Annotated in this window: 15 protein-coding genes; 12 read left to right on the top strand and 3 right to left on the bottom strand. The window is 73.8% G+C overall.

Annotated features, from left to right (window positions below):
* Positions 1 to 37: 37 nt before the first annotated feature.
* Entirely contained in the window at positions 38 to 748 is a 711-nt protein-coding gene (locus ACLQ2N_RS29910) for a gamma-glutamyl-gamma-aminobutyrate hydrolase family protein (RefSeq protein ID WP_425817855.1), read from the bottom strand.
* Between the two features lie 110 nt (positions 749 to 858).
* On the opposite strand from ACLQ2N_RS29910, the gene ACLQ2N_RS29905 reads away from it, so the two are divergent.
* The 4 genes from ACLQ2N_RS29905 to ACLQ2N_RS29890 are packed head-to-tail and all read left to right on the top strand — an operon-like array spanning position 859 to position 5,389.
* Complete coding sequence (locus ACLQ2N_RS29905; protein ID WP_425817853.1) at positions 859 to 2,226, top strand: glutamine synthetase family protein; 1,368 nt, start codon at positions 859 to 861, stop codon at positions 2,224 to 2,226.
* A gap of 39 nt (positions 2,227 to 2,265) precedes the next feature.
* Positions 2,266 to 3,630 (top strand): aldehyde dehydrogenase family protein, encoded by a 1,365-nt coding sequence (locus tag ACLQ2N_RS29900; protein ID WP_425817851.1) that lies wholly within the window; start codon positions 2,266 to 2,268, stop codon positions 3,628 to 3,630.
* A 7-nt stretch (positions 3,631 to 3,637) separates the two neighbouring features.
* Positions 3,638 to 4,426 (top strand): 3-oxoacyl-ACP reductase, encoded by a 789-nt coding sequence (locus ACLQ2N_RS29895; RefSeq protein WP_425817849.1) that lies wholly within the window; start codon positions 3,638 to 3,640, stop codon positions 4,424 to 4,426.
* A 21-nt stretch (positions 4,427 to 4,447) separates the two neighbouring features.
* Positions 4,448 to 5,389, top strand: a complete 942-nt coding sequence (locus ACLQ2N_RS29890) for a DUF2510 domain-containing protein (RefSeq protein ID WP_425817847.1) — start codon at positions 4,448 to 4,450, stop codon at positions 5,387 to 5,389.
* Between the two features lie 8 nt (positions 5,390 to 5,397).
* On the opposite strand, the gene ACLQ2N_RS29885 is transcribed toward ACLQ2N_RS29890, so the two are convergent.
* Entirely contained in the window at positions 5,398 to 6,600 is a 1,203-nt protein-coding gene (locus tag ACLQ2N_RS29885) for an amino acid deaminase/aldolase (protein ID WP_425817845.1), read from the bottom strand.
* A 302-nt stretch (positions 6,601 to 6,902) separates the two neighbouring features.
* Between ACLQ2N_RS29885 and ACLQ2N_RS29880 the strand changes: the two genes are divergently transcribed.
* Genes ACLQ2N_RS29880 through ACLQ2N_RS29870 form a run of 3 tightly spaced genes read left to right on the top strand, consistent with a single transcriptional unit; the run spans position 6,903 to position 9,638 of the window.
* Positions 6,903 to 7,640 carry a hypothetical protein gene (locus ACLQ2N_RS29880; RefSeq protein ID WP_425818171.1) on the top strand — a complete coding sequence of 246 codons (738 nt, stop codon included), beginning with the start codon at positions 6,903 to 6,905 and terminating at the stop codon, positions 7,638 to 7,640.
* Complete coding sequence (gene mycP, locus ACLQ2N_RS29875; RefSeq protein WP_425817843.1) at positions 7,637 to 8,827, top strand: type VII secretion-associated serine protease mycosin; 1,191 nt, start codon at positions 7,637 to 7,639, stop codon at positions 8,825 to 8,827. The genes ACLQ2N_RS29880 and mycP overlap by 4 nt, the downstream gene beginning before the upstream one ends.
* Positions 8,828 to 8,861: 34 nt before the next feature.
* Positions 8,862 to 9,638: an SseB family protein gene (locus ACLQ2N_RS29870; protein WP_425817841.1), complete on the top strand. Its 777-nt coding sequence runs from the start codon at positions 8,862 to 8,864 to the stop codon at positions 9,636 to 9,638.
* Between the two features lie 75 nt (positions 9,639 to 9,713).
* Here ACLQ2N_RS29870 and ACLQ2N_RS29865 read toward each other — a convergent pair whose 3' ends face one another.
* On the bottom strand, positions 9,714 to 10,076 hold the full coding sequence (locus tag ACLQ2N_RS29865; protein WP_425817839.1) for a DUF1844 domain-containing protein: 363 nt from the start codon (positions 10,074 to 10,076) through the stop codon (positions 9,714 to 9,716).
* A 386-nt stretch (positions 10,077 to 10,462) separates the two neighbouring features.
* On the opposite strand from ACLQ2N_RS29865, the gene infC reads away from it, so the two are divergent.
* The 5 genes from infC (at position 10,463) to ACLQ2N_RS29840 (ending at position 14,171) form a co-directional block, all read left to right on the top strand.
* Positions 10,463 to 11,131: a translation initiation factor IF-3 gene (gene infC / locus ACLQ2N_RS29860; protein ID WP_425818169.1), complete on the top strand. Its 669-nt coding sequence runs from the start codon at positions 10,463 to 10,465 to the stop codon at positions 11,129 to 11,131.
* A gap of 120 nt (positions 11,132 to 11,251) precedes the next feature.
* Entirely contained in the window at positions 11,252 to 11,446 is a 195-nt protein-coding gene (gene rpmI / locus ACLQ2N_RS29855; protein WP_018103793.1) for a 50S ribosomal protein L35, read from the top strand.
* Positions 11,447 to 11,553: 107 nt separating this feature from the next.
* Positions 11,554 to 11,937 (top strand): 50S ribosomal protein L20, encoded by a 384-nt coding sequence (gene rplT, locus ACLQ2N_RS29850; RefSeq protein WP_143625552.1) that lies wholly within the window; start codon positions 11,554 to 11,556, stop codon positions 11,935 to 11,937.
* 130 nt (positions 11,938 to 12,067) lie between these two features.
* Positions 12,068 to 12,910, top strand: coding sequence for a TrmH family RNA methyltransferase (locus ACLQ2N_RS29845; RefSeq protein ID WP_425817836.1), 843 nt, complete (start codon positions 12,068 to 12,070; stop codon positions 12,908 to 12,910).
* A gap of 121 nt (positions 12,911 to 13,031) precedes the next feature.
* Positions 13,032 to 14,171, top strand: a complete 1,140-nt coding sequence (locus ACLQ2N_RS29840; RefSeq protein WP_425817834.1) for an ATP-binding protein — start codon at positions 13,032 to 13,034, stop codon at positions 14,169 to 14,171.
* The last annotated feature ends 73 nt before the right edge of the window (positions 14,172 to 14,244 follow it).

The following is a 14,244-nucleotide window of genomic DNA, read 5'->3' as shown; positions in this document are numbered from 1 at the left end:
CGAAAGTCCCGCCTGTCCGCCCTGTGGGCGGACGGCGCTACTTTCGCACCACGCCCTCATCCCCTGCCGCCTCCACCAGGCCCCGCACCACGCGGAAGTCCTCGCCCATCTCCGGATGCCACTGCACCCCCAGGACCCAGTGGTCTCCGGGGAGTTCGACCGCCTCGACGGTGCCGTCCGCCGCGTGCGCCGACGCCACCAGGCCGGTGCCGATCCGGTCCACGGCCTGATGGTGGTAGGCCGGTACCTCGCACGGGGCGGGCGCCAGCGACGCGTACCGGGTGCCCGGGACCGGCGTCACCAGGTGCGAGCCGAACACGCCCACCGCCCCGCCCGGGCCGCCGTGGCCGTCCAGATGCTGGGTCAGGGTGCCCCCGCACACCACGTTCAGCAGCTGCATCCCCCGGCACACCCCGAGCAACGGCGTCCCCGCCTCCAGTGCGGCGCCGATCAGCGCCGTCTCCCAGACGTCGCGCTCCGGCGCCGGCGGCCCGGTGCGCGGGTCGCGCCCCGCCCCGTACCGCCCGGGCTCCACATCGGGACCGCCCGCCACCACCAGCGCGTCCAGCCGGGCCACGGTCTCCGCGGCGAACCCGGGCGCGTCCGGCGGCAGCAGCACCGCCAGGCCGCCCGCCTCCCGCACCATCCGGGCGTACCCGGCGGGCACCAGCGCCGCCGGCAGGTCCCATACGCCCCAGCGCGCCGAAGCCACCAGGTAGCTGCTGATCCCGACCAGCGGACGGTTCACCGGTGCCCTCCCTCGTACGGCGCGCGGAACACCCCGGCACCGTACCCACAACACCCGCCCTCGCCATAGATTTGTACGAGCCCGCCGGCCCGCGAGGAGAGGACCCGTCCGTGTCCGACCGCACCGCCCCGCTCGCGCTCGGAGACCTGCGCCGCCTCGTGCACGGCGGGGAGATCGACACCGTCGTGCTGGCCTTCCCCGACATGCAGGGACGGCTCCAGGGCAAGCGCTTCGCCGCCCCCTTCTTCCTGGACGAGGTCGTCCGCCACGGCACCGAAGGCTGCGCCTACCTCCTCGCCGTCGACACCGACATGAACACCGTCGACGGCTACGCCATGTCCTCCTGGGACAACGGATACGGCGACTTCGCCATGCGTCCCGACCTCACCACCCTGCGCCGGGTGCCCTGGCACGAGGGCACCGCCCTGGTCCTCGCCGACCTCGCCTGGGCCGACGGCGCCCCCGTTACCGCCGCGCCCCGGCAGATCCTGCGCCGCCAGCTCGAACGCCTCGCCGAGCACGGCTACACCGCCCACGTCGGCACCGAGCTGGAGTTCATCGTCTTCAAGGACACCTACGAGCAGGCGTGGGACCGGGGCTACCGCGAGCTGACCCCCGTCAACCAGTACAACGTCGACTACTCCGTCCTCGGGACCGGCCGCGTCGAGCCCCTGCTGCGCCGCATCCGCAACGAGATGGCGGGCGCGGGCCTGGCCGTCGAATCGGCCAAGGGTGAGTGCAACCCGGGCCAGCACGAGATCGTGTTCCGCTACGACGAGGCCCTGGTCACCTGCGACCAGCACGCCGTCTACAAGACCGGCGCCAAGGAGATCGCCGCCCAGGAGGGCATGGCGCTCACCTTCATGGCCAAGTTCAACGAACGCGAGGGCAACTCCTGCCACACCCACCTCTCGCTGCGCTCCACCTCCGACCCCGGACGCTCCGTCATGGCCGGTGAGGACGGAGAGATGTCACCCGTGATGCGGCACTTTCTGGCCGGCCAGCTCGCCGCCCTGCGCGACCTCTCCCTCCTCTTCGCGCCGAACATCAACTCGTACAAGCGGCTGCGCCCCGGCTCCTTCGCCCCGACCGCCGTCGCCTGGGGCCAGGACAACCGCACCTGCGCCCTGCGCGTCGTCGGCCACGGCGCCTCGCTGCGCTTCGAGAACCGGCTCCCCGGCGGCGACGTCAACCCGTACCTGGCCGTCGCCGGACTCGTCGCCGCCGGCCTGTACGGCATCGAGCACGGGCTCGAACTCCCCGAACCCTGCGAGGGCAACGCCTACACCGCCGACTACGACCACATCCCGGCCACCCTGCGCGAGGCAGCCGCCCTCTGGGAGGAGAGCGCGATCGCCCGCGAGGCGTTCGGCGAGGACGTCGTGGCGCACTACCGCACCATGGCCCGCGTCGAACTCGACGCCTTCGACGCCGCGGTGACCGACTGGGAACTCCGCCGCTCCTTCGAACGCCTGTGACCACGACGCCCGCGAGGCCACGACCGCTGTGAGGACCCCGTGATCCACGAGCACCACGTCCTGAACCCGGCGACCGAAGAGGTCGTCGCCACCGTCCCCGCCACCTCCGCCCAGGACGTCCGCACCGCCGTCGTCCGCGCCACCGCCGCCCAGCACACCTGGGCCGCGCTCGCCCCCGCCGACCGGGCCCGGCTGCTGCGCCGGTTCGCCGCCGCCGTCGACGCCCGCACCGAGGAGCTGGCCTGGCTGGAGGTCCGGGAGGCCGGCCACACCATCGGCAACGCACGCTGGGAGGCCGGCAACGTCCGCGACCTGCTCGACTACGCGGCCGGTGGCGTGGAACGGCTCAGCGGCCGGCAGATCCCCGTCCCCGGCGGCATCGACCTCACGATCCTCGAACCCCTGGGCGTCGTCGGCGTCATCGCTCCCTGGAACTTCCCGATGCCCATCGCCGCCTGGGGCACCGCCCCCGCCCTCGCCGCCGGCAACGCGGTGATCCTGAAACCCGCCGAGACCACCCCGCTCACCGCCCTCCGCCTCGCCGGGATCGCCCTGGAGGCGGGCCTGCCCGAACACCTCTTCCAGGTCCTGCCCGGCGCGGGCGACGAGGCCGGCAACGCCCTGGTCGAACACCCGGACGTCGCCAAGATCGTGTTCACCGGCTCCACCCGCACCGGCAAGCGGATCATGGCCAAGTGCGCCGACCGCCTGAAGCGGGTCACCCTCGAACTCGGCGGCAAGAGCCCCAGCATCGTCTTCGCCGACGCCGACATCCCGGCCGCCGCGGCCGCCGCACCCGACTCCTTCCTGGACAACGCCGGCCAGGACTGCTGCGCCCGCACCCGCATCCTCGTCCAGCGCTCCGCGTACGACCGGTTCCTGGCACACCTCGCCCCGGCCGTCGCCGCGTACACCGTCGGCGACCCCGCCGACGAGAAGACGCGGATGGGCCCGCTCATCTCCCGTACGCAACTCGAACGCGTACGCGGTCATGTACCCGAGGGCGCCGCCGCGATCCGGGGGAGCGCGCCCGAGGGGCCCGGTTTCTGGTTCCCGCCGACCGTCCTCACCGACGTCCCGGCGGACGCGCCCGTCGCCACCGAGGAGGTGTTCGGACCCGTCGCCGTCGTGCTGCCCTTCGAGGACGAGGCGGACGCCGTGCGCCTCGCCAACGCCACCGACTACGGGCTCGCCGGCTCGCTCTGGACCCGTGACGTGGGGCGCGCCCTGCGCGTGTCCCGGGCCGTCCGGGCGGGCAACCTCTCCGTCAACTCGCACGCGGCGGTCCGCTACTGGACCCCGTTCGGCGGGTTCAAGCAGTCCGGCGTCGGACGCGAGCTGGGGCCCGACGCCCTCAGCGCCTTCACCGAGACCAAGAACGTCTTCCTGAGCACGGAGGCATGAAACGCCCATGACCACGGACCCCGCAATCATCTGCCGCCGCCTCGTCGGCCGCACCGCCGTCGTCACCGGCGCCGGCAGCGGCATCGGCCTGGCCACCGCCCACCGGCTCGCGTCCGAGGGAGCGCACGTCGTCTGCGGCGACGTCGACGCGAAGGCCGGCGAGGCGGCGGCCGAAGCGGTCGGCGGCACCTTCGTACGCGTCGACGTCACCGACCCCGGACAGGTCGCCGAGCTGTTCCGCACGGCCGACGACACCTACGGATCGGTCGACATCGCCTTCAACAACGCGGGCATCTCACCGCCCGAGGACGACTCCATCCTGACCACGGAGCTGGAGGCGTGGAAGCGAGTCCAGGACGTCAACCTCACCTCCGTCTACCTGTGCTGCAAGGCCGCCCTGCCCTACATGCGCCGCCAGGGCCGGGGCTCCATCATCAACACCGCCTCCTTCGTGGCCCGGATGGGCGCGGCCACCTCGCAGATCTCGTACACCGCGTCCAAGGGCGGAGTGCTGGCCATGACCCGGGAACTGGGCGTCCAGTTCGCCCGCGAAGGCATCCGCGTCAACGCGCTCTGCCCCGGGCCGGTCAACACCCCGCTGCTCCAGGAGCTGTTCGCCAAGGACCCGGAGCGGGCGGCCCGCAGGCTGGTGCACATCCCGCTCGGCCGGTTCGCCGAGGCCACCGAGATCGCCGCCGCCGTCGCCTTCCTGGCCAGCGACGACTCCTCGTTCGTCAACGCCACCGACTTCCTGGTGGACGGCGGCATCTCCGGCGCCTACGTCACACCGCTGTAGACCGCTCTCTAGAGTGGAGCGATGAGCTACCCGACGCCGCCCGGCTGGTACCCGGACACCTCCGCGCCCGGCACCGAGCGCTGGTGGGACGGGACGGCGTGGACCGCGCACACCCGCGCACCCGCCGCCGCGCCCGTCCCGGCGCCGATGCCGACGGCTGTCCCGGCCCCGGTTCCGCGGGGCGGCGGGAGCGCCCGGGCCGTCGCCCTCGTGGCGGCCGGAGCGGTCGTCGTCGGCGCCGTCGTGACCGGGGCCGTGCTCCTCACCGGGAACGACGAGCCGGAGACCCCGGCCGCCCACGCCTCGCAGCCGCCCACCCGGACCGGTACCGACGGAGTCCCCGGGGACGACGACCCCTCACCGGACGGCACCCCCGTGCACGAGGACGCCGACGTGCTCACCGACCAGCTCAACGGCATCACACTGCCCATCCCGGACGGCTGGGAGCGGCCGGAGCGCACCTCCGGCCAGCTCCTCACGATGCGCACCGAGAAGTCGTACGCATGCCCCGGCGCCTCCTCCACGTACTGCTACCCCGGCACCGTCACCACCCGGACCCCCGGAGGCACCGACGCCACCACCCCCCAAGCCCTCGCCAAGGAGGACATCACCGAGGCCGCCGACCGCGCCTACGACGAGGACATCGTCGGCCGGCGCACCCACGGCGGCATCACCGGCCACCGGCAGACCGCCGCCGGCGAGGTCACCGTGGCCGGCCGCACCGGCTACTACGTCCGCTGGAAGGTCACCACCGCCCACGGCCCCGGCGGCTACGTGCAGTCCCTCGCCTTCCCCTCGCCCGTCGGCAGCGAGTCGCCCGTCATCGTGCGGTACGCCTTCGACGCCGGCCCCGACGGACCGCCCCTGGCCCTCATGGACACCCTCACGCGGGGCATCCGCCCGATCGGTGACGACGCGACCGGCGGCGGCGTCGGCAGCTCCGTCGAGCACCCGGCCGGCTAGGACACGGCCTACAGGAACGTACGGCCCTCGCCCCGGTACGTCGGAACCGTGGCCGTCACCCGCTCGCCCTCGATCAGGTGCAGCGCGTCGAACCGCTCGCACAGCTCACCGGCCTTCGCGTGCCGGAACCACACCTTGTCACCGATCAGCAGATCGTCGGCCGGGGCTCCCAGCAGCGGGGTCTGCACCTCGCCCGGGCCCTCCTGCGGGTCGTAGCGCAGCCCCTCCGGGAGATACGGGACCGGCAGCCGGTCCGCCCCGGCCGCGCCCGACGCCGGATAGCCGCCCCCGAGCACGGTCACCACGCCCACGCCCGGCCGCCGTACCACGGGCTGCGCGAACAGGGCCGCCGGGCGGGCGGTGAACGAGGTGTAGTTGTCGAACAGGCGCGGCACGTACAGCCCCGAACCGGCGGCGATCTCCGTCACCGCGTCCTCCGCCGCCGTGTGCTGCACACTGCCCGTGCCGCCGCCGTTCACGAACTCCAGGTCCGGCGCCACGGCCCGGACCGCCCGCACCACCTCGGCCCGCCGGGCCGCCAGTTCCTTACGGGCCGTGGCCTGCATCAGCCGGATCGCCCGGGACCGCAGCGGACGCCCCGCCACCGCGTCCCCGACACCCGCGATGTGCCCCTCGTACGCCATCAGCCCGACCAGCCGGAAACCGGGGCGCCGGACCACGGACCTGGCCACGTCGGCCAGCTGGGCGGGGGAGCGCAGCGGCGAACGCAGGGCCCCGATCCGGACCCGGCCGCCGAGCATCCGCAGCGAGGTGTCCAGCTCCAGGCAGACCCGGATCTCCTGCCCGCCGCCCGCCCGCGCCGCGTCGATCAGGTCCAGCTGGGCGTGGTCGTCCACCATCACCGTCACGGCGGCGGCGAGCTTCGGATCGGCGGCCAGCTCCGCGTACGCCGGGCGGTCGGCGGAGGGGTACGCCAGCAGCACGTCGTCGAACCCGGCCCGGGCCAGCCACAGCGACTCCGCGAGCGTGAACGACATGATCCCGGCGAACCCGGGCCGGGCCAGCACCCGCTCCAGCAGGGCCCGGCAGCGCACCGATTTGCTCGCCACCCGGACCGGCTTGCCCGCCGCCCGGCGTACGAGATCGTCCGCGTTGGCGTCGAACGCCTCGAGGTCCACGACGGCGACGGGAGCGTCGAGATGGGCGGTGGCCCGGTCGTAACGGGCCCGGTCAGTGGCTCGGGCAGTCATGGCCGCAGCTTGCCAGACGGTTCTACCGCTGGGTAGGGGGATGATCCGTGCAGATCCGCCGGTGCGCGGGCCGCACGCTCCCCCCCCCGGATCTCCGCAGCCCGTAGAGTGACGCCCACGCGGCGAACGGGGCCCCGACCGCGGGCGGGGGACGCGCGGTACGGAACGGACCAGGGGGGCGGATGAGCACCGAAGCACGACGTGCCCCCGTCCCGCCCCGCCCGGCGACCCCGCCCCGACCCACCCCGTCGGCGCACGACCCCGCACCGCCCCCCGGGGCACCGGGCCGCCCCCGCAGGGCCGTGGCCGCCGGTGTCTGCGGCGTCCTCGGGCTCGGGCTGATCGCCGGGTCCGTCGCCGGAAGCCGGCTCACCGGCGGCTCCGACGACGATCCCGCCACCCGCAGCGCGTACACCGTGGGCCGGGAAGCCTGGCACAGCATCCCCGTGGACACCCTCTTCCCCGGCACCCTGAAGGGCGACGGCACCGGGCCCGGCGGCGCCGACCGGATCTGGACGAGGCTCGCCGTCGCGCCCGACAGCGGCTGCGCCGACGCGCTCGACCCGCTGCTCGCCAAGACGCTGCGCACGGTCGGCTGCGCCCACGTCCTGCGCGCCACGTACACCGACGCGACCGCCAGCAGTGTCACGACGGTCGGGCTCGTCTTCGCCGAGGCCGACGCCGACGCGATGCGGGCCCTCGGCGCCCGGTTCGCCGACCGGCACCTCGACCGCCGCACCGACCTGCTGCCCCGCACCTACCCCGTGAAGGACGGCCCGGCCGCCTCCTTCGGCGCACGGCAGCGCGCCAGCTGGTCCGTCCACGTGCTGACCGAGATCCCCGTCGTCGCCTTCGCCGTGACCGGGTTCGCCGACGGACGCGTGAGCACCCCGCCGCAGCCCGCCGACCGGGCCATGGCCACCGGCGCCACGACCCCCGCCGCCCAGGCCGGACTCGGCCACGAGGCCAAGGGCCTCTCGGACGGCGTCGAACGCGCGCTCCGCACCCACGTGGCCGACCTCGTGGAGCAGCCGGAATGAAACACGCTCTGAGCACTCTCTGCGCGGCCACCGCCCTCGTCCTGCTCCCCGCGGCCCCCGCCCAGGCCGACACCATCCGGGCCCAGCAGTGGGGCCTGGCCGCCCTGCACACCGAGCGGGCCTGGGAGACCACGCGCGGCGAGGGCGTCACCGTCGCCGTGGTCGACACCGGGGTCGACGGCAGTCTGCCGGACCTCGCGGGCCAGGTCCTGCCGGGCAAGGACCTCATCGGCTTCGGCGCCGGGCGCGGCGACAAGGCATGGGCCAGGCACGGCACCGCCATGGCCGGGATCATCGCGGGCCGGGGCCACGGCAGCGGACGGGCCGACGGCGTCCTCGGCATCGCGCCCGAGGCGAAGATCCTGCCGGTCCGCGTCATCCTCGAAGCGAGCGACCCGGACCGGGCCGAGGCCCGCAGGACCCGGGGCACCGCGCTCGCCGACGGCATCCGCTGGGCCGCCGACCACGGCGCCGACGTCATCAACCTCTCCCTCGGCGACGACAGCGAGTCCGCGCACCCCGAGCCGGGCGAGGACGCCGCCGTCCAGTACGCGCTGAAGAAGGGCGCCGTCGTCGTCGCCTCGGCCGGCAACGGGGGCGAGAAGGGCGACCACATCTCGTACCCCGCCGCCTACCCCGGGGTGATCGCCGCCGCGGCCGTGGACCGGTACGGCACCCACGCCTCGTTCTCCACCCGCCGCTGGTACGCCACCGTGAGCGCCCCCGGCGACGACATCGTCGTACCGGCACCCGACCACAAGTACTACGTGGAGTGGGGCACGTCCGCCGCCGCCGCGTTCGTCTCCGGCGCGGTGGCCCTCGTGAAGTCCGCGCACCCCCGGCTCACGCCCGCGCAGATCAGGAAGCTGCTCACCGACACCGCGCGCGACGCCCCCGCCGGCGGCCGCGACGACGCACGCGGCCACGGGATCGTCGACCCGGCCGCGGCCATCGAGGCGGGCGACGGCCTCCGTTCCGCAGACGCGCCCGGTTCCGCCGACGCGACCGGTGACTCCGCCCCGGCCGGCTACCGCAAGCGGTACTTCGGCGCCGGGCCCGCGCCCGAGCCCGAGGACGACGGGCCGGCCCGATGGCTCGCCCCGGCGGCCGCGGGCCTCGGCGTGCTCCTGCTGGCGGCGGGCGCGCTGCTGTGGCGCGGGCGCTCCCCGTCCACCCGGCACCGCTGACCGGGCGCCGCCGGCCAGGCACTACGCTCGCCCTGTGGCGCAGAAGAACATCCCGGACCCCGGTTACTCCGACGACGACGGCACGGCCGACCCCGCCCTGGCCTCGGCGCTCGCCGCCTGGGCCGAGGACCGCACCGCCGTCGCGCCGGTCCTCGAAGCCCTGAAGGGGGCCCGGCTCCTGGTTCCCGTGGTGGCCGTCCTCGGCGAGGTGGAGGAGGACATCGAGGTGGGCCGCCCAGCGTCCGGCAAGGGTGGTGGTGGGAGACGGGTGGGCGGGCTGCGGCGCGAGAAGACCAGTGACATGGCCGTGCCCACCCTCCAGGCCGGGGACCGCCGCGCCCTGCCCGCCTTCACCTCCACCGCGTCCCTGGCCCGGTGGGACCCGCAGGCCCGCCCCGTCGCCGTACCGCTGCACCAGGCGCTCCAGGCCGCCGCGCACGAGAAGGCCGACACGGTGGTGCTCGACCTCGCCGGGCCGGTGGCGTTCGAGCTGACCGGGGCCGCCCTGCGCGCCGTCGCCGAGGGCCGTACCAGCGCGGACCCGCTGGACGACCCCGCGGTCACCGCCGCCGTCCGCGCGGCGGTCGCCGCCGAGCCCGCCGTGCTCCGTGCCCACCTCGGCCCCGGCAGCGCCGACGGCACCCTCGCTCTGGTCCTGGCGGCGGACGCGGACCCGGCCGGGGCGGCGGGCCGCGTCGCCCGCGCGCTGGCGGCCGACGAGGTGCTGCGCGCCCGGCTGGTCCGGGGTCTGGACCTCGCGCTGCTCCCGGCCGGGGCGCACACCCCGGGTGAGCCCCTGTTCACGCGCTGACCGCCCGACGCGAAGAGCCCCCTGCCGAGAGGACCGGCAGGGGGCTCATGCACGTACGGAAGGAAAAGGGGGCGCTCAGCCGAAGACCGGGCCGGTGTACTTCTCGCCCGGGCCCTGACCCGGCTCGTCCGCAACGAGCGACGCCTCGCGGAAGGCCAGCTGGAGGGACTTAAGGCCGTCGCGCAGCGGGGCGGCGTGGAAGGAGCTGATCTCGGTGGTGCTGGCGTCCAGCAGGCCGGCCAGCGCGTGCACCAGCTTGCGGGCCTCGTCCAGGTCCTTGTGGGCGTCGCCGTCCTCGGTCAGACCGAGCTTCACGGCGGCGGCGCTCATCAGGTTGACGGCGACCGTCACGATCACCTCGACGGCGGGCACCTCCGCGATGTCGCGGGCCATCTCGTCGAAGCCGGGGGAATCACTGCTGGGGGTCGCGTCACTCATGCGCCTTACGATAGGCCCCCGGCGCCCGCCCTCCGCCCGCGGGAGCCCGTGCGCACGCCGGTTGGTGCCTGCCCGGCCGAGCTGCTAACCTAGGGTGACGACCGGCTGGACAGCTATGTGTCCGGCCCACAAGTGGAGGCTCCGCTCTCCCACCTGGCCGCCCTCAGGGCGGCGGGTCACCGGTCAGGTGGCGCCCATCGTTCCGTACGGACGATGGAGCCGCCCGATGCGCCCCGCGGTTCACCGTGGCGGTGTTCCGGTTTTCCAGGAGCCCCGCCTGTGTCCCGTCCGGGGCATTTTTGTTGCTCCGATGCGGTTGGTCTGTCTGAAACAGACGTTACGCGGCTGTCCGCCAGGCGGTCGCGTGGTGCTACCGAGGAGGATCCATCAGCGCCGAGCCCCGCATCAACGACCGGATTCGCGTGCCCGAGGTGCGACTTGTCGGTCCCAGCGGCGAGCAGGTCGGGATTGTGCCGCTTGCCAAGGCCCTGGAACTCGCACAGGAGTACGACCTCGACCTGGTCGAGGTGGCGGCAACCGCCCGTCCGCCCGTGTGCAAGCTCATGGACTACGGGAAGTTCAAGTACGAGTCGGCCATGAAGGCCCGTGAAGCGCGCAAGAACCAGGCGCACACGGTCATCAAGGAGATGAAGCTCCGGCCGAAGATCGACCCGCACGACTATGACACCAAGAAGGGTCACGTCGTCCGGTTCCTCAAGCAGGGCGACAAGGTCAAGATCACGATCATGTTCCGCGGTCGTGAGCAGTCCCGCCCCGAGCTGGGCTTCCGACTGCTCCAGCGTCTCGCTTCGGACGTGGAGGAACTCGGCTTCATCGAGTCCAACCCGAAGCAGGACGGCCGGAACATGATCATGGTTCTGGGCCCGCACAAGAAGAAGACCGAAGCCATGGCCGAGGCCCGCGAGGCCCAGGCCGCCCGCAAGGCGGAGCGCCAGGGGAACAACACCCCCGACGCCGCGCCCGCGGACCAGGCCCCCGAGGCTCCGGCCGAGGCGGCGCCCGAGGCCGAGGCCGAGACACCTTCCGAGGCGTGACCGCGGGGGGTGCCACCCAGGCACCCCCGGGTCCTCCCGGAACCCCCATCAAGATCTGACGCCCCTGCAGTCCGGTGCCCGCACCGAGAGGGGCGCCACTGACGAGGAGAGAACGGCGCGATGCCGAAGAACAAGACGCACAGCGGTGCCAGCAAGCGCTTCAAGATCACCGGCTCCGGCAAGGTGCTTCGCGAGCGGGCCGGCAAGCGCCACCTGCTCGAGCACAAGTCGTCCAAGAAGACGCGCTCGCTGACCGGCACGGTCGTCGCGGCTCCGGCCGACGCCAAGAAGGTCAAGAAGCTTCTCGGCAAGTGAGGCCGTCGTCCCCGGTGAGCCCGGGGACGCGCCCTCGATCCGACCGGGACCCATTCGTTTCCGGGCCGTGTGAGTACGACCACGGCCCCGCTGCAAGGAGTTAACAAGTGGCACGCGTCAAGCGGGCAGTCAACGCACACAAGAAGCGCCGGGCGATCCTCGAGCAGGCCAGCGGTTACCGCGGTCAGCGTTCGCGCCTGTACCGCAAGGCCAAGGAGCAGGTCACCCACTCCCTGGTCTACAACTACAACGACCGCAAGAAGCGCAAGGGCGACTTCCGTCAGCTCTGGATCCAGCGCATCAACGCGGCTGCCCGCCAGAACGGCATGACGTACAACCGCCTCATCCAGGGTCTGAAGGCCGCCAACGTCGAGGTGGACCGCAAGATCCTGGCCGAGCTCGCGGTCAACGACGCCAACGCGTTCGCCGCCCTCGTCGAGGTCGCCCAGAAGGCCCTCCCGAGCGACGTCAACGCCCCGAAGGCCGCCTGACCCAGGGCCGCACTTCTCGGTTTCGAGCCGGACCCGCAGGCGCTCGCCGTCTGCGGGTCCGGTGCGTTGCACCCCCGTCACCACCTGTCACGACCCGCACCTTCGTACGCAGAGAGGCTCGCCGCCGATCATGGGCATCCCCGAACTGATCTCCCCGCGTTCGCCGCGAGTCGCCGCCGCCCGGCGGCTGGCCAGGCGCAACTTCCGCGGCAAGGAGCGCAGGTTCATCGCCGAGGGGCCGCAGGCCGTGCGCGAGGCCGCCGAGCACCGGGGCGACGACGGCGAACCGACCCTGGTCGAACTCTTCGCGACCGTCGAGGCCGCCGAACGCTACGCCGCCATCATCGACGCCGCCCACGCGGCCGGCGCCCGCGTCCACCTCGCCGGTCCCGACGTCCTCGCCGACGTCTCCCAGACCGTCACCCCGCAGGGGCTCATCGGGGTCTGCCGCTTCCTCGACTCACCCTTCGACGCGATCCTCGCGGCCCGGCCCAAGCTGGTCGCCGTCCTGGCCCATGTCCGCGACCCCGGCAACGCCGGCACCGTCCTGCGCTGCGCCGACGCGGCGGGCGCCGACGCGGTGGTCCTGACCGACGCCTCCGTCGACCTGTACAACCCCAAGTCGGTGCGCGCCTCGGTCGGTTCGCTCTTCCACCTGCCGGTCGCCGTGGGCGTCCCGGTCGAACAGGCCGTACGCGGGCTGCGCGAGGCGGGCGTCCGCATCCTGGCCGCCGACGGGGCCGGCTCGGACGACCTGGACGACGAACTGGACGCGGGCACGATGGGCGGACCCACCGCCTGGGTCTTCGGCAACGAGGCGTGGGGCCTGCCGGAGGAGACCCGCGCCCTGGCCGACGCCGTGGTGCGGGTCCCGATCCACGGCAAGGCGGAGAGCCTGAACCTCGCCACCGCCGCCGCCGTCTGCCTCTACGCCTCCGCGCGTGCCCAGCGCCCCCGCCGCACCACCGGCTGACCCCGCCACGCGCTCTCTCACTTCGACGGAGAGCCCCGACGGGGTGTCGCTCCGTCACCGACCCCTAGTAGGGTGACGCACTCGGGGGCCCACTGCACCGGTTCGAGAGTGGGGTACGGGAATGGCTGTCGGCATGAGCGGGCCGCACGCGGCTCACGCGGCCGTCGTGCGCGCCGACGGCGGACCGCAGGGCCCCGCCGTCGCGGACGTCCTCGGCCTGGACCCCGACGACCTCCCCGACGGGCTCGTCGTCGCCGACGGGACCGGCCGGATCATCTGCTTCAACGCCGCCGCCGCCCGCATCACCGCCGTGCCCTCGGCCGCCGCCCTCGGCCGCCCGGTGGCGGAGGTGCTGCCGCTCGAAGACCTCAAGGGCCGCCGCTGGTGGGAGCTGACCGACCCCTACGGCGGCCTCGCCACCCGGACCGGCCAGCCCGAGCGCAACCTCCTGCTGCCCGGCGGGCGCGAGGTCCTGGTCTCCGCCCGCTATGTGCGCGGAACCCCCACCGGCCCGGTCCGCCGCCTGGTCGTCAGCCTGCGCGGCACGGAGGCCCGCCGCCGCACCGAGCGCAGCAACGCCGAGCTCATCGCGACCGTCGCCCACGAACTGCGCTCGCCGCTCACCTCGGTCAAGGGCTTCACGGCGACGCTCCTGGCCAAGTGGGAGCGGTTCACCGACGACCAGAAGCGCCTGATGCTGGAGACGGTGTACGCGGACGCCAACCGGGTCACCCGCCTCATCACCGAACTCCTGGACATCTCCCGGATCGACTCCGGTCGCCTGGAGCTGCGCCGCCAGCCCGTCGACCTGTCCGCCGCCGTCGAGCGCCACGTGCAGGCGCACACCGCGGCCGGCCAGGACCCCGGCCGCTTCCTCGTCCGCACCTGTCAGCCGCTGCCCGCGGTGTGGGCCGACCCGGACAAGGTCGACCAGGTCCTCGGCAACCTGCTCGAAAACGCGGTGCGGCACGGCGAGGGAACTGTCACCATCGACGTGGCACCCGCACCGGCGAAGAGCGACGAGAGGGGAGCGGCCGTCACCGTGAGCGACGAAGGCCCCGGCATCCCCGAGGAGTCGATGAGCCGCGTCTTCACCCGCTTCTGGCGGGGCAGCAAGCGCGGCGGCACGGGCCTGGGCCTCTACATCGTCAAGGGCATCGTCGAGGCCCACGGCGGCACCATCACGGTCGGCCGCGGCCCCGGAGGCGGCGCGGAGTTCCGATTTATGCTGCCCGTGAGCACGCCGGCCTATCTGGGCTGAGCGGCCCACGGGCGCCCCACCCGCCCCGCGACCCTTAGACTCGACCCTTGGCACCTTTGCGTCCTCCGGTCTT

The organism is Streptomyces sp. DT224 (assembly GCF_049844595.1).
Taxonomy (GTDB): Bacteria; Actinomycetota; Actinomycetes; order Streptomycetales; family Streptomycetaceae; genus Streptomyces.
The sequence above is the reverse complement of the archived record's forward strand: the minus strand, read 5'-3'. Positions and strand labels throughout refer to the sequence as shown.

Coding starts and splice junctions, on each gene's coding strand:
- mycP (WP_425817843.1), top strand. CDS start 7,637: ATGAAACACGCTCTGAGCACTCTCTGCGCGGCCACCGCCCTCGTCCTG.
- ACLQ2N_RS29840 (WP_425817834.1), top strand. CDS start 13,032: ATGGCTGTCGGCATGAGCGGGCCGCACGCGGCTCACGCGGCCGTCGTG.
- rpmI (WP_018103793.1), top strand. CDS start 11,252: ATGCCGAAGAACAAGACGCACAGCGGTGCCAGCAAGCGCTTCAAGATC.
- ACLQ2N_RS29865 (WP_425817839.1), bottom strand. CDS start 10,076: ATGAGTGACGCGACCCCCAGCAGTGATTCCCCCGGCTTCGACGAGATG.
- ACLQ2N_RS29845 (WP_425817836.1), top strand. CDS start 12,068: ATGGGCATCCCCGAACTGATCTCCCCGCGTTCGCCGCGAGTCGCCGCC.
- ACLQ2N_RS29890 (WP_425817847.1), top strand. CDS start 4,448: ATGAGCTACCCGACGCCGCCCGGCTGGTACCCGGACACCTCCGCGCCC.
- ACLQ2N_RS29885 (WP_425817845.1), bottom strand. CDS start 6,600: ATGACTGCCCGAGCCACTGACCGGGCCCGTTACGACCGGGCCACCGCC.
- ACLQ2N_RS29895 (WP_425817849.1), top strand. CDS start 3,638: ATGACCACGGACCCCGCAATCATCTGCCGCCGCCTCGTCGGCCGCACC.